General features: G+C 30.5%; 14 protein-coding genes. 5 read left to right on the top strand and 9 right to left on the bottom strand.

Annotation, left to right across the window (positions count from 1 at the left end; translation table 11 throughout):
* Window position 1 precedes the first annotated feature (1 nt).
* From CQA76_RS05690 to acpP, 4 genes are all read right to left on the bottom strand, one after another.
* The gene (locus CQA76_RS05690; RefSeq protein WP_137622470.1) at window positions 2–586 is read right to left on the bottom strand and encodes an NUDIX hydrolase; all 585 of its coding nucleotides are present in this window, start codon (window positions 584–586) and stop codon (window positions 2–4) included.
* Between the two features lie 75 nt (window positions 587–661).
* A complete protein-coding gene (gene accA, locus CQA76_RS05685) occupies window positions 662–1,600 on the bottom strand; it encodes an acetyl-CoA carboxylase carboxyl transferase subunit alpha (RefSeq protein ID WP_137622469.1) in 939 nt (312 codons plus the stop codon).
* A 2-nt stretch (window positions 1,601–1,602) separates the two neighbouring features.
* Complete coding sequence (locus tag CQA76_RS05680) at window positions 1,603–2,817, bottom strand: beta-ketoacyl-ACP synthase II (protein WP_137622468.1); 1,215 nt, start codon at window positions 2,815–2,817, stop codon at window positions 1,603–1,605.
* A 30-nt stretch (window positions 2,818–2,847) separates the two neighbouring features.
* Window positions 2,848–3,081, bottom strand: coding sequence for an acyl carrier protein (acpP, locus tag CQA76_RS05675; RefSeq protein WP_137620899.1), 234 nt, complete (start codon window positions 3,079–3,081; stop codon window positions 2,848–2,850).
* A gap of 116 nt (window positions 3,082–3,197) precedes the next feature.
* Between acpP and tenA the strand changes: the two genes are divergently transcribed.
* A complete protein-coding gene (tenA, locus tag CQA76_RS05670) occupies window positions 3,198–3,863 on the top strand; it encodes a thiaminase II (RefSeq protein WP_137622467.1) in 666 nt (221 codons plus the stop codon).
* 18 nt (window positions 3,864–3,881) lie between these two features.
* On the opposite strand, the gene CQA76_RS05665 is transcribed toward tenA, so the two are convergent.
* From CQA76_RS05665 to gpmI, 3 genes are all read right to left on the bottom strand, one after another.
* Window positions 3,882–4,289, bottom strand: coding sequence for a pyridoxamine 5'-phosphate oxidase family protein (locus CQA76_RS05665; protein ID WP_137622466.1), 408 nt, complete (start codon window positions 4,287–4,289; stop codon window positions 3,882–3,884).
* Window positions 4,290–4,299: 10 nt separating this feature from the next.
* Window positions 4,300–5,043: a 3-oxoacyl-ACP reductase FabG gene (gene fabG / locus CQA76_RS05660; RefSeq protein ID WP_137622465.1), complete on the bottom strand. Its 744-nt coding sequence runs from the start codon at window positions 5,041–5,043 to the stop codon at window positions 4,300–4,302.
* Window positions 5,044–5,120: 77 nt separating this feature from the next.
* A complete protein-coding gene (gene gpmI / locus CQA76_RS05655; RefSeq protein WP_137622464.1) occupies window positions 5,121–6,599 on the bottom strand; it encodes a 2,3-bisphosphoglycerate-independent phosphoglycerate mutase in 1,479 nt (492 codons plus the stop codon).
* A 78-nt stretch (window positions 6,600–6,677) separates the two neighbouring features.
* Between gpmI and mraY the strand changes: the two genes are divergently transcribed.
* The 4 genes from mraY (at window position 6,678) to CQA76_RS09225 (ending at window position 11,248) form a co-directional block, all read left to right on the top strand.
* A complete protein-coding gene (mraY, locus tag CQA76_RS05650) occupies window positions 6,678–7,739 on the top strand; it encodes a phospho-N-acetylmuramoyl-pentapeptide-transferase (RefSeq protein WP_137622463.1) in 1,062 nt (353 codons plus the stop codon).
* Window positions 7,739–8,947 (top strand): UDP-N-acetylmuramoyl-L-alanine--D-glutamate ligase, encoded by a 1,209-nt coding sequence (gene murD, locus CQA76_RS05645; RefSeq protein WP_137622462.1) that lies wholly within the window; start codon window positions 7,739–7,741, stop codon window positions 8,945–8,947. The genes mraY and murD overlap by 1 nt, the downstream gene beginning before the upstream one ends.
* A gap of 135 nt (window positions 8,948–9,082) precedes the next feature.
* Window positions 9,083–9,718, top strand: a complete 636-nt coding sequence (locus CQA76_RS05640; protein WP_137622461.1) for a hypothetical protein — start codon at window positions 9,083–9,085, stop codon at window positions 9,716–9,718.
* A gap of 144 nt (window positions 9,719–9,862) precedes the next feature.
* Entirely contained in the window at window positions 9,863–11,248 is a 1,386-nt protein-coding gene (locus CQA76_RS09225; RefSeq protein WP_232364909.1) for a Cj0814 family flagellar-dependent secreted protein, read from the top strand.
* A 388-nt stretch (window positions 11,249–11,636) separates the two neighbouring features.
* Here CQA76_RS09225 and CQA76_RS05630 read toward each other — a convergent pair whose 3' ends face one another.
* Together CQA76_RS05630 and CQA76_RS09410 are read right to left on the bottom strand one after the other, a co-directional pair.
* A complete protein-coding gene (locus tag CQA76_RS05630) occupies window positions 11,637–13,121 on the bottom strand; it encodes an MFS transporter (protein ID WP_137622460.1) in 1,485 nt (494 codons plus the stop codon).
* A gap of 105 nt (window positions 13,122–13,226) precedes the next feature.
* Window positions 13,227–13,364 carry a cytochrome P450 gene (locus CQA76_RS09410; protein WP_137622459.1) on the bottom strand — a complete coding sequence of 46 codons (138 nt, stop codon included), beginning with the start codon at window positions 13,362–13,364 and terminating at the stop codon, window positions 13,227–13,229.
* Window positions 13,365–14,089 lie beyond the last annotated feature (725 nt).

The following is a 14,089-nucleotide window of genomic DNA, read 5'->3' as shown; positions in this document are numbered from 1 at the left end:
ATTAAAGGTAAAAATCTTTCTTTCTTTTTAAAAACCATAAGTAAGCAAATTCGAGCAAGGAATTGCAAATAATTTCTTTGGAAAATTTATCGTATTCATCGACTTTAACAAAAATAGTCTCTATTTGTTCATCTTCTATTCCACCACCATCGGAAACTTTATCGTTTTCATCCACTACTGCAAAATATAAACTTTGTTTATTTACACCAGAACCAAAACCTGTATAAAAATCTTTTATTTTTTCAAGTTTTTTTGGCAAATAACCTAACTCTTCAATACATTCCTCTTTTGCAATTTGATCTAAGGGTAAATTTTTATCCACAAGTCCGGAGCAAAGTTCTATAGTATAACCTAAATCTTTATCTTTGCAATTGTTGATTTTTTGATAATACCAAAGTGGTATACGAAATTGCCGAACTAGAACGAAGCTTTTAAAATCTTTATGATAGACAAGAATAGAGACACTATCTTTTGTTTCTATAAAATCCCAAGTACATTTTTTTCCATTGCTTTCGTAGGAAAAACGTTTAGGTTTAATATAGTCTGAATAATCAAATAATATTTCTTTTAAATTTTCAAATGGCATTTAAACCCTTTTTACAAAAACTAAAATTTTACTATAGTATCACAGGTATTTTAAATTAATATAAAAGTAATAAAACTAAGCCTCTAAAAAAGATCCTAGTTTGAGTATTTTTTGCATACGATTAGCGACAAGTTCGTTCGGATTTATTTCACTTAATTCGTCTAAAGCTTTTTTTACATAATCAGCAATAGCAATAGCAGCGCTTTCTTTATCTCTATGTGCACCATTGATAGGTTCTTCAATAACATCATCTATCAAGCCTTGCTCTTTTAAATCATCGGCTGTTACCTTCATAGCTTTTGTTGCTACCTCAGTCTTGCTTGGATCATTCCAAAGTATCGCTGCACAACCTTCAGGAGAAATAACAGAAAAAACAGAATTTTTCATCATAGCAAGTTTATCAGCAACACCTATAGCTAAAGCCCCTCCACTTCCGCCTTCTCCGATCACTATAGCTATAGTAGGGGTTTTTAAATCACTCAATTCGTAAAGATTTTTAGCAATGGCTTCGCTTTGTCCTCTTTCCTCGGCACCTATACCCGGATAAGCACCAGGGGTATCGATTAAAAACAAAATCGGAATTTGAAATTTCTCTGCAAGTTTAGCAACCCTTAAAGCTTTTCGGTAACCCTCAGGATGAGGCATCCCGAAATTCCTTGCTATCTTATCTTTAGTTCCTCGTCCCTTTTGCTCACCGATAACAATAAGTTTTTTATTACCTAAATATCCCATAAAACAAACAATAGCGGGATCATCTCTAAAAGCACGATCTCCATGTATTTCATAAGCATCACTTAAAATAAGTTCTATATAATCAAGCGCATAGGGACGATCAGGATGACGAGCAAGCTGCAAACGTCCATAATCATTTAAATTTTTATAAGTTTTTGAAATTTCCTTCTCAAGATTTTTCTTTAAAATGGCAATAGCATCAATATCGCCTTTAATTTGCGCATTGGCAATATCTTCATCAAGTTGTTGTATATTTTTTTCAAAGTCTAAATACGAAGCCATGCTTAATCTACTTTTTTAAATACAACACAACCATTTGTGCCGCCAAAACCAAAAGAATTGCTCATTACAACGTTTAAATCTACTTTTTTAGCAGAATTTGGAACATAATCCAAATCACATTCTTCGTCTTTTATAAATTGATTTATAGTTGGAGGTACAATACTATCTCTTAGAGCCATTATGCTTATAACAGCCTCAATAGCTCCTGCAGCTCCTAAACAATGCCCCGTTTGTCCTTTTGTAGAACTTACAAGTGGAACATTGATTCCAAAAAGTTCTTTAATGGCTGCTGTTTCATTCTTGTCATTAACAGGTGTTGAAGTCCCATGTGCATTAATATAATCTACTTTTGGGTTTCCGGCCATACTTAAAGCTTTTTTCATGGCTCTTAAAGGACCATCTAGAGTTGGTGAAGTAATATGGTGTGCATCAGCACTCTCTCCAAATCCTACCAATTCTGCATAAATAGTAGCTCCTCTTCTTTTGGCCTCCTCATATTCTTCAAAAACCAAAGCACCTGCACCTTCACCCATAACAAAACCATCCCTTTCCTTATCAAAAGGTCTTGAAGCGTGTTCTGGATCGTCATTTCTGGTTGATAGTGCCTTCATAGATGCGAAACCACCTATTCCAACAGAACAAATAGCAGCTTCAGCACCAATAACAAGCATTTTACTTGCAGTACCCAAAGCTATGCTCTTATAAGCCTCAGCAATGGCATGAGTTCCTGCAGCACAAGCTGTTACGCAAGAAATATTAGGGCCCTTAAGTCCATGCTCAATTGAAACCAAACCGCCTAGCATATTAACTAAGGCCGAAGGAATAAAAAATGGAGAAATTTTTCGTGGCCCACGTTCAGAACAGATAACGGAATTCTTTTCTATATTAGGCAAACCACCTATGCCGGCAGCAGATACTACTCCGAAATCTTCTTGATTGAAATTTTCTTTGAAATTAGCATCTTGCATTGCTTCTCTAGCGGCCTTTATGCCTAATTGGATAAAACGATCTATTTTCTTTGCTTCTTTAGGATCTACAACTTCTAAAGGATTAAAATCTGTAATCTCTGCAGCGATTTGGACTGGAAAATCCGTGGTGTCAAAAAGAGTAATCTTTTTCACTCCACTTTTACCTTCACAAATAGCCTTAAAAGAGCTCTCCTTATCTAAACCAAGGGCATTAATCATGCCCATGCCTGTAACCACGACTCTTTTCAAGAATAAACTCCTGTAAAGTTAATTAAAAAATTATTTTTTAAGATTATCAATATAATTTACAACATCTTCTATTTTAATAAGTTTTTCAGCATCACTATCTGGAATTTCTACTTCGAATTTTTCTTCTAAAGCCATAATCAATTCTACAACATCCAAAGAATCTGCACCTAAATCTTCAATGATTTTAGATTCCATTTTAACCGTATCTGCATCAATACTTAATTGTTCAACTACTACTGCTTTTACATCATCAAATGTTGCCATTTGTATATCTCCTTAAATAAAATATAAAATAAAGCGTATTTTACTATAAAAAACTTAAAAATATTTATAGTTTTTGACTATACTTCAAAAAGTAACAAAAATATTGGGAGTAAAACATGCTTTTTCAAAGACTTATTCAAAAAAATTCAGAAGTTTGGTGTCAATATCTAGATCATAATTTTGTTAAGGGGCTTAAAGAAGGAACTTTAAATAAAGAAAATTTTCTTTTCTACTTAAAACAAGATTACATGTATCTTATCAACTACTCAAAATGCTATGCAAGACTTGCCTTAAATGCAAATACAGTGGAAGAATTGCGTTTTGCTATTAAATTTCAAAATTACACTTTAGAAGGTGAGCTAGAACTTCACAAAAGTATCTTAGAGCTAGGTATTGATACAAGTAATTTTAATGAAAAAGATGAAAGTCTTGTTAATATTGCTTATTCACGCTATATATTAGGTGTTGGTGAAAATGGGGATTTTTTAGATATGCTTATAGCTCTTAGTGCTTGTGCAATAGGTTATGGTTATATAGGAAGTAAAATTTATAAAGATATTTCAAAAGAAAAATTACAAAATCATCCCTATAAAGAATGGATTTTAACCTATTCAAGTCAAGAATTTCAAGCAAGTGTTAAAGAATTTGAAAATTTTGTAAATTCTTATACTGAACAAATATCGGAAGAAAAATTTAACAAACTTAGTAAAATCTTTTATAATGTTGTTCGCTTAGAAATTGCTTTTTGGGAACATTCTTTAAAAATGGAAATAAATATTTAAAGCAAGATTTTTCTTGCTTTAAGCCTTAAAAATTTTAAATTCTCCGTTATTAAATTGCATTCTAGCACTCAGATTATCGAGATAAAATACTTCGAATTTAGGATTTTCAGGATTCTCATAAAGATTTGCAAGATAAGGATATTTTTCAAACATCATTTTTTTCACTTCCAAATTAGACTCAAAAACCGCATTAGCCCTAAGTCTTAAAAAAGTTCCTTCTTTAGAACAAGAACAAAATTCAATCCCATTATAATTTTGTATATGTTTAAAAAGGCCCTTTGTATTTGCGGTACAAAAATAAATTCTATCCTTAACCAAAAGCGGACTTTGTATAGGACGAACTCTAGGATTTCCACAAGTACCTAAAGTGGCCAAAAAAGCAGGCGCATTCTCATCTAAAAATTGTGCTATTTCTTTTAAATCCATAAATTATCCTTTACATATATAAGCCGCCATTGATTTTAAGCACATCTCCTGTAATATAAGAAGAATAATCGCTTAACAAAAATGCGACACAATTGGCTACCTCTTCAGGTTCTGCAAAGCGTTTTAGAGGGATGCTATCTTGATACATTTGTTTAATCTCTTCACTTAAAACTTCAGTCATATCACTTTTTATAAAGCCTGGAGTCACACAATTAAAACGTAAATTTCTACTAGCACCTTCTTTAGCGAACGACTTTGTCATAGCTATCATTCCCCCTTTGCTTGCTGAATAATTAACCTGCCCCGCATTTCCCATTTCTCCAACAATAGAAGCTATATTTACCACAGCACCAAAACGCTTTTTACTCATCACCTTTAAAGCTTCTCTACAACCTAAAAACGCTGAATTTAAATTTGTATCTACAACCGAACTAAAATCTTCCATTTTCATTCTTAAGGCTAATTTATCGTTGGTTATACCCGCATTATTTACAAGATAACTAAGCTCGCCATCGCTTTCTAATATAGTTTTAATAGCATTTTCAAATTCATCTTCTTTACTTGCATCAAATTTAATCACTGCAGCATTTCCACCTTTTGAAACAATTTCATTCTTTAAAGCATCTGCAAGTTCTGGCTTTGAACGATAATTAATCCATACTTTAAGTCCAAACTCTGCTAAAGTTTTTGCAATAGAAGCACCTATGCCTTTACTTGCACCTGTTATTAAAACATTTTTTCCGCCAAATTTCATATTTTATCCTTAATCAAAATTAATTTTTCAAAATTTATCAGAATTTTAACAAATTTAAGAAAGAAAAAGCAAATCAATTAAAATAAAGCTTCATTCATTTCTTTTGGAATTTCTAAATCTAAAATTTTTAAAACACTTGCAGCTATATTACTAAGCCCCATATTGTTTTTAATTTTTTGCACTCCATCTGCCTCTATAAATGCAAAAACATCAAAGGTTGTATGGTTAGTGAGTAAATTACCTTTTTCATCTCGCATAGCTTCGCAATTTCCATGATCGCTTGTGATAATAAAAGCATAATTATTTTTTCTAGCACATTCAATCACTTCACCCAAGCAAGTATCCACTGTCTCTACAGCTTTAACAGCCGCATCAAAATTTCCAGTATGTCCTACCATATCACCATTTGCAAAATTAACAACGATGAAATCTTCACCCTTATTGATCCCTTTTTTTACGATATCGCATACTTCAAAAGCACTCATTTGAGGTTTTTCATCATAAGTTTTAACCTTAGGACTTGGAATTAGTATTCTTGTTTCATTTTCTAAAAGCTCTTCCTTGCCTCCATTAAAGAAAAAAGTCACATGGGCGTATTTTTCAGTTTCAGCTGTATGAAGTTGCGTAAGTCCTGCTTTAGAAATTATTTCTGGCAAAGTATTTTGAATTTTTTCTTTTTGAAAAATTACAGGGATATCAAAACGATCATCATAAACACTCATGGTTAATAAATTTTGAAAAATTTTATCTCGTTTAAATTCTTTAAAATCTTGAAAATTTAACGCCTCAACAAGCTGTTTCATTCTATCGTTTCTAAAATTGATAAAAATCAACCCATCTTCTTCATTTAATCCTTTATAGTCTTTGTGTTTAACCGCTTTTATAAATTCATCTGTGATTTGATCTTGATAAGATTGTTTTATATATTCTACAAAATCTTCAGTGCTTTGGCTTTCGCCCATTAAACACTGATGATATTCTTGAGTTCTATCCCAACGTTTATCTCTATCCATCGCATAAAAACGCCCACATAAAGTCGCAAAACAAATTCCCAATTTGTCACAATGATCTTGCAAATTTTTAATAAAACCTAAAGCACTTTTTGGATCTACATCTCGTCCATCAGTGATAGTATGGGCAAAAACTTCATTGCCATTTTGAGCACAAATTTCAAGCAAAGCATTAAAATGCGTATCCATAGAATGCACTCCACCATCACTATAAAGTCCTATAATGTGGATTTTTTTGCATTTTGCTAATAAACTTTTTAAATTAGAATTGTTTCTAAGCTGATCATTTTGAATAGCTTGATTGATCCGCACCAAATTCTGATAAATAATCTGTCCGCTACCTATACACATATGTCCTACTTCACTATTTCCCATTTGACCTTCGGGCAAACCCACTGCCAAACCACTGGTTTTTAATAAAGAATAAGGTACTTCTTTAAAAAGCTTTTCATAGGTAGGTTTTTTTGCTGCCTCAAAAGCATTGAATTTTTTATCTTGATTAAAACCTATTCCATCTGTAATCACTAAAATACATTTTTGTTTCATTATTCTAAACTTTATAAGAATTTTTTTGGTTACATTTTAATAAAATTAAGCTTTTAAAAACCAAAAAGAAGGTTCAATTTGTATTATCTTTCTGATTTAAGCAATTATGCTTTTTTTACTTATATTAGTGTGCGTGCTGGTTTTGCGTTTTTTATCGCTTTATGTTTATCTTTGTTTTTAATGCCTAAATTTATAGCTTGGACAAAAGCTAAAAATGCTAATCAACCTATTTATAAATATGCTCCTGAAAACCACAAGGTAAAATCACATACTCCAACTATGGGTGGTCTTGTGTTTATATTTTGTGCTCTTTTGGCAAGTTTATTGTGCATAAGATATGAAAATGTTTTTGCTATAAGCTCCTTACTTTGTCTTACTCTTTTTTGCCTTATTGGCCTTGTTGATGATCTTGGCAAAGTTTTAAAAAAAGATAATCACTCAGGACTCAGTCCAAAAATGAAACTTTTAGCCCAAATTGGTGCGGGTTTAATTTGCGTCCTACCTTTATATTTTAGTTCTCAATTTAACACTGAATTTTATATTCCATTTTACAAATACCCTCTTTTTAACATGGAAATTTTTGCACTTTTCTTTTGGGTTTTAGTTCTAATTTCAAGTTCAAATGCTGTAAATTTAACCGATGGACTTGATGGATTAGCAACCGTACCTAGTATTTTTTCCTTATCAACTTTAGGCATTTTTTTATATTTGAGTGGAAATTTTAACTATAGCGAATACTTACTTTTACCAAAAATTCAAGGTTTAGGCGAAGTTAGCATTATCTGTGCTGCGCTGATTGGTGCTTTAATGGGATTTTTATGGTATAACTGCTATCCAGCTCAAGTTTTTATGGGAGATAGTGGAAGTTTGGCTATCGGAGGATTTATAGGCTTTTTAGCTATCATCAGCAAAAATGAAGTTTTACTCTTGCTTATAGGTTTTGTTTTTGTTCTTGAAACCATTTCAGTTATTTTGCAAGTGGGAAGCTTTAAAATTTTTAACAAAAGAGTTTTTAAAATGGCACCTATTCATCATCATTTTGAAAAAGTAGGATGGGTAGAAAATAAAATCATAGTGCGCTTTTGGATGATCGCTTTTCTTACAAATTTACTCGCACTTGCATCCATAAAGTTACGCTGATGAAAATTTCTCTTTTTGGATATGGAAAAACAACACAGGCTATAGCAAAAAATCTTGCTGATAAATTTGGAGTTTTTAATATTTATGATGATAATTTTAAAAATACAACTCAAGATGAATTAGGTAATTACCTTTTAAACCCTAAAGAATTTGATCAAAATTCAAGCGATCTTGAAATTCCAAGCCCAGGTTTTTCACCAAACCATGCATTAATAAAAAAAGCAAAAAATCTACAAAGCGAATATGACTTTTTTTATGATGCTATGCCAAGATCTGTTTGGATTAGTGGCACAAATGGAAAAACAACAACCACACAAATGACAACGCATTTATTATCACACGTAGGCGCGATAATGGGAGGAAATATTGGAACTCCTTTAGCCAAACTTGATACTCATGCTAAACTTTGGGTACTTGAAACTTCGTCTTTCACTCTTCACTATACCCATATTGCCAAACCTGAAATTTACGCTCTTTTGCCTATAAGCGCAGATCATCTTTCGTGGCATGGAAATTTTGAAAACTATGTCAAAGATAAACTCAGCGTTTTAGAGAGAATGAATGAATGCGATATAGCAATTTTGCCAAAAATTTATGAGAACACCCCTACTAAAGCCTATATTGTTTCTTATGAAGATGAAAAAGATTTAGCAAGTAAATTTGGTATTGATATAGATAAAATTTCTTTTAAAAGTCCTTTTTTGCTTGATGCTGTTATGTCTTTAGCTATAGAAAAAATTTTACTAGATACCTTAAGTTATGATCTTTTAAATCAATTTATCCTTGAAGAAAATAAACTTGAAGAATTATTTGATACCCAAGGAAGACTTTGGGTAAATGATACAAAAGCGACCAATGAAAGTGCTGTTATGGCGGCGCTAAATCGGTACAAGGATAAAAAAATCCATTTAATCATCGGCGGAGATGATAAAGGGGTTGATTTAAGTACTTTATTTGAATTTATGAAAAAATTTGACATTACGCTTTATGCTATAGGCATAAGCACGCAAAAAATGCTTGATTATGCTAAAAATGCTGATATAAAAATAATAAAATGCGAAATATTAAGCAAAGCTGTAGAAGAAATTTCAAAAGTTCTTCAAAAAAATGAAGTCGCTCTTTTAAGCCCAGCTTGTGCTAGTTTAGATCAATTTAGTTCTTATATAGAACGCGGAAAAACCTTTAAAGAATGTATTAGTAAAATTTAATTTTTATATTTTATTGATATTAATAAAAATTTGTATTTTGTCGATATTAAATGCTAAATAATAATTATGGCGATCAAGAAAATGGCAAATAAATATAAAAGTGCTCTTGGCGGTTGGTATCCTAGGAGGTAAAATATGAATACCATTAATTCAAGTTTGGGTATTTTTGGAATAAGTATAACGAATGACTGGAGTTTGAGTGATAAAAATACCGCTCAAACTCCAAATGATAAAAAAAAGTCAAATGTTGCAAATTTAGATGAATTACTAAAATCTTACAAAGATTATTATGATGAACTTACAAAAGAAATTCCTATTGCTAAAGGCTCTATACAAGATCAGATTTTAAAGGGTGAATTAAGCCGAGAAGATTTTAAAGAAATTGAAGATTTTAAAGCAAAAAATAAAGCTTCGGTGCATTGGATGGATGAAGACTTACAAAAAGAATATGTAAAAATTTATCACACAAGCATGAGTGTAGAAGAATTTAAACAAAAATGGTTAGATCTTCAAGCCAAACACGAAGCTAGATTTGGTGAAATTGCCGAGCAAAGCAGAAAAGATATTCAGCAAGAAATGCAAACTGCACAAGAACAAGAAATAAAAACTTTTAAACCCATCCAAGCAGAAAGTAAAAACAAAGAAACCTATAAAGATGAAATAAAAAATAGTTTTTGGGAACAATTTTTAAAAGTTCAAAAAGAAAATGGAATAGATATTTTAGAACTTATGGAAAAACTTAATGAAAAAGGTATAGATAAAAGAGTTTAAAAAATAATTTTAAAACTTAAAACGATTAAAAACAAATTTATAAACGTACATCATTATTTCTATAAAAATATTATTATCATAAACTTCCCATCATTTCTACCGATATATAAGGTAGAAATGATCAATATACTAAAAGGCAGTAAAATGATAAATAATATAAATTCTTACTCAAATTATAATCACTATACAAATACTTTAAATTCTAATAAAAAGAATTCTAAAACAAATAATTCAGTAGATAATAATAACAATAAAGAAATAAACAACAACACAAATTTAAATAATAATAACAATATTTCAAACAATACCTCATTAAAACAAACAAATTCAAATTTAGTAAGTGATAAATCTAAGGCTGTTAATAAAATACTAGGTTATGGTGTAGATGAAGATGGTTTTTTTACCAGTGATTTCAATGAAGCTGCAGGAATACCTAAAGATTATAAGATTAATGCTAAAGGAGTTCAAAATTTAGCCGATTATATTACAAAATCTGATCATAAATTTTTTGATAATGTCAATATAGCTAAAACCATAGGAAATGCTTACAAAGTTTTTTCACAACTTATTGATGAGCCGAACGGAAATTTTACAACCCAAGATATAAATAAAATTCCTTTAGGATTTGATTTCAATAAAAAAACATTACAAATAATAAATATTTATCGCACTAAAGAAGAATTTGAAAACGCCTTAAAGGCCGATAATCTCCCAATTTATGAAAACCCTATAGAACACTCTTTAAGTTTTCCAAGTTGGCAAGATAGTGATCCAAATGGTTATATTAAAAAAAATGATAATATATTTGCTTCAAGTAATTTAAAGACAGATATAGGAGAAAATTTTTATAAAAATCATGATGGCACTATAAGCAAAGGTGGTGTATTAATGGCATTTTTTTCAGGTATGATGGGACAAAACTCTCTTATAGAAGGAGAAACAACCATAGCAGGAAAACTCAATGGTTATGATAAAAATATGAGCATAGAAGAGGTACGAGATTTAAATAACTTTGCTAACAACCCTAATATCAGTAATTCTACTCTTGTATTAAATGATCCTAGTTCAATTAATGAATTATTTAAGAAATTGTTGGATTATGAAAGTTTAACATATAAATATACAAATGTAGAAGATTTTAAACAAGCCGTCCAAGAATGGGTAAAAAATAATACTAAAAACCAAAATAATAATATTTCAAGCATAACTACACAACAAAATATCCAAGATAAAAAAACACAAGATGACAATACTCAAAAACCCTTTAAACCCATCCAAGCAGAAAGTAAAAACAAAGAAACCTATCAAAGTAAAGATACCAATGAACTCATAAAAAAACTTCTTGAAAATAAATTTGATTTAGCAAAAGAATTAGAAATTCTTTTTAATGTAAAAATAGATAATAACAATACAAATAACAATGATAGTTCTAATTCCAATGATAACAATTCCAACTCTAATACCAATCATCTTAGTAAATTAAGTTCTAAAACTAAAACTAAACATAGAAGTGTGAATATTAAGGTTTAGATAAAATAAAATTTATTATTTTATACTTAAACATTGTAATTAAAAAGCTAATTCTAATTATAGTATTCATATTAATTCCTATAATCTATAAAAATATTATTACCAAAGTACTACTCAAAAAATGTTTAAAATTGTAAATCACAAAAATAATTTAAATTGCTTGCCAAATAACCATAATAAAAGATCAAGAACCAATTAAAGCAATTATAGTATCATAAAAACTAACAAATCTACAATAAACTAATTTTTTTAAGGTGAGTACTCCCTTAGTTTTTCAAGATATAACAAAGTGTTTCTATGATATAAGAAAAAATACTTTAGCTAAAATTGTACACGAACATTTTGGATGTGATGATATATAATGATAAAAATTACAAATTTTTAAAATTTATTGCTTTTGCTTTAACAATCTCCACACATAAGCACTGAGCGCTAAACACAATACTCCCAAAATAGCTAATGTCGCACAAAAAGCATAAAGATAGCTTTTAGTCCCTTCAGTGATATCTGTTGTATTCCCTGAAACAATCGCATTAATATCTCCTACACTAATACCCAAAAAAGAGGTACTTATACTTACAAAGAAGAACAATAATGCACCATACAATGCCACCCCAATAGTCTCACTCCCTAATCTACAAGAATTAAGCACACCAGCAGCAAGTCCCGCTTTAGCAGAATCTACACTACTTAAAGCTAAGTTATCAATCCCTCCAGCGTGTAGGCCCATTCCCACGCCAGTAATAAACAAAAGTAACATTACGAGTAATATTTGCCATTGCATTGGGAGGAAATACAAGATCACGGCCAAAATAGTCAGTCCGAAACTCATTAAAAGTGACATCATAAGGGCAAGCTTTTTTGTGTCCCATCCAGAATTTAACATCTTTGCAACAAGAAGAGGGCAAAAAAGCATAGGAGTAGTAAGAGCAAGCATAAATAATCCTGAGGAAGAAGCACTAAAACCCCAAACCGCTTGTAAAAAGCTTGGAAAATAAGTCAAAAGCACCACAAAGCTAAAACCAGCAATTACAGTAACAAGACTAAAACCGAAAAATCTTTTATTCTTAAGCACTTCTAAATCAAGAAGTGGGGGTAAGCCCTTTGTATGGAAAGATTTTTGTTGTCTTATAAACAAGCCTCCACAAACAACAAATATAATCAATGCAATAAGGGTTTGATTATCAAAATAGGCTAAAGAAGTAATAAATGCCATAAAAGAAAAGAGAGATACCACAAAAAGGAATGCACCGAGGATATCAAAAGGATTTTTTGATAACTCATTAGAACTATCCTTTGGTAAAGCTGGCCCTAAAAGCAATACAAGGGCTAGGATAATAAAATGAAAGGCAAAAATAGCACGATAAGAAATAAGCATATCTCCTATGAAAGTATTGGCAAAAATATCAATAAGCAGTCCAGAAATAGTTGGTCCAAAGGTTATTCCAAGCCCAGCTGTTGTCCCAAAGAAGGCAAAGGCTTTAGCTCTTTCTTTTTCCTCAAAATTCCTAATAAGCAAACTTGCTCCGCTTGCAAAGACACTTGCTCCACCAATGCCTGCCAAAGCACGTGCTATATCTAGCAACAACAAATCCCATGCAATAATAGAGAGCAAAGAACCAAGCACATAAACAAACACACCAAGCAAAAGACATTTTTTTGCCCCAAATTTATCTGCCATTGCTCCCCAAATAAGCGTAAAACTAGCAAAGAACAAATTAAATGCATTCACGACCCATTGCAAGGTACTCGCCTCTTTTCCTAACTCTTGAGCGATGAAAGGCAAAGCAATAGCAGTACCTGAAATAGAGCTTGGCACAACAAAAACAGCAAGTAAGATAGTAAAGAGCATTAAATATTTACTATTTTTCATAGAAATCTCCTTTTTAATAAAAATTGATAATGATAATAGGAAGATTACAAGGGCGGTGTAAAATCACGCCATTATCCCATTGCACTTCCTCTCTTGTATAAAGAGCTATATGAGGAATATCACAAGAATTTCTTGTAATAAAATCCTAATTTCAAGTTCAGCCAGATTCCTGCCTATACAATGATGAGTTCCATACCCAAACTGTAAATGCGTTTTAAACTCCCTAAAATCTCTATTTGCCAAAAACTAGAGTAATATTATACTATCTTTAAACATAACCCCAACTAAAAAGCTCTATCATTGATACATAAATAATCATAAAATAATCATCATGCTAGAAATTAAAATCTTATATTTTTGTAATAATTTCTATAGTATCAATATAACAAAACATATATAAAATTGGAACATTTTTAATATTCGCCCAATACCAAATCTAACAGTAAACTGCAAAGTCTTAAGTTGCACTGTTTTAATACTTGACTATCACATGCCTTAAAACTCTCTAAATGTCTCTAAACTTACCATATCGTTTTATATCTAAATATTACAAAATTTTCATCCTTTTATATACATAAACACTAAGATTTATAAAAGATTATTAAACGACTCGAATATAGATAAAAACTATTTTCCTTATTAGTACAAATATTCCCACTATTTAAAATTAATGTCATATAATTAATAAACAATTTCAATTGTCAAATTTAACTTGTATTTTTTTAACTTCAAAAATCTAAGTTTTATCCAAACAAAACTTTAACAATATCTACTAAAAACAGTTTAACCAATTCTATATAAACTAACTACTAAATTAAAAACCTAAACCCTATATAGAAAAACAAATTAACCTATATAAACAACCAAGCAAACCTAACAATAACATTAAATCCAAAAACACTAAACCATATAAATAAGAATAAAAGATTAAATTAATAAGATAAAAAATATCATAAAAGATAAATACT

Source organism: Campylobacter aviculae, assembly GCF_005406215.1.
Classification (GTDB): Bacteria; Campylobacterota; Campylobacteria; order Campylobacterales; family Campylobacteraceae; genus Campylobacter_D; species Campylobacter_D aviculae.
The sequence above is the reverse complement of the archived record's forward strand: the minus strand, read 5'-3'. Positions and strand labels throughout refer to the sequence as shown.

Coding starts and splice junctions, on each gene's coding strand:
- murD (WP_137622462.1), top strand. CDS start 7,739: ATGAAAATTTCTCTTTTTGGATATGGAAAAACAACACAGGCTATAGCA.
- tenA (WP_137622467.1), top strand. CDS start 3,198: ATGCTTTTTCAAAGACTTATTCAAAAAAATTCAGAAGTTTGGTGTCAA.
- fabG (WP_137622465.1), bottom strand. CDS start 5,043: ATGAAATTTGGCGGAAAAAATGTTTTAATAACAGGTGCAAGTAAAGGC.
- CQA76_RS05665 (WP_137622466.1), bottom strand. CDS start 4,289: ATGGATTTAAAAGAAATAGCACAATTTTTAGATGAGAATGCGCCTGCT.
- accA (WP_137622469.1), bottom strand. CDS start 1,600: ATGGCTTCGTATTTAGACTTTGAAAAAAATATACAACAACTTGATGAA.
- CQA76_RS05690 (WP_137622470.1), bottom strand. CDS start 586: ATGCCATTTGAAAATTTAAAAGAAATATTATTTGATTATTCAGACTAT.
- CQA76_RS05640 (WP_137622461.1), top strand. CDS start 9,083: ATGAATACCATTAATTCAAGTTTGGGTATTTTTGGAATAAGTATAACG.
- acpP (WP_137620899.1), bottom strand. CDS start 3,081: ATGGCAACATTTGATGATGTAAAAGCAGTAGTAGTTGAACAATTAAGT.
- CQA76_RS05630 (WP_137622460.1), bottom strand. CDS start 13,121: ATGAAAAATAGTAAATATTTAATGCTCTTTACTATCTTACTTGCTGTT.
- gpmI (WP_137622464.1), bottom strand. CDS start 6,599: ATGAAACAAAAATGTATTTTAGTGATTACAGATGGAATAGGTTTTAAT.
- CQA76_RS09225 (WP_232364909.1), top strand. CDS start 9,863: ATGATAAATAATATAAATTCTTACTCAAATTATAATCACTATACAAAT.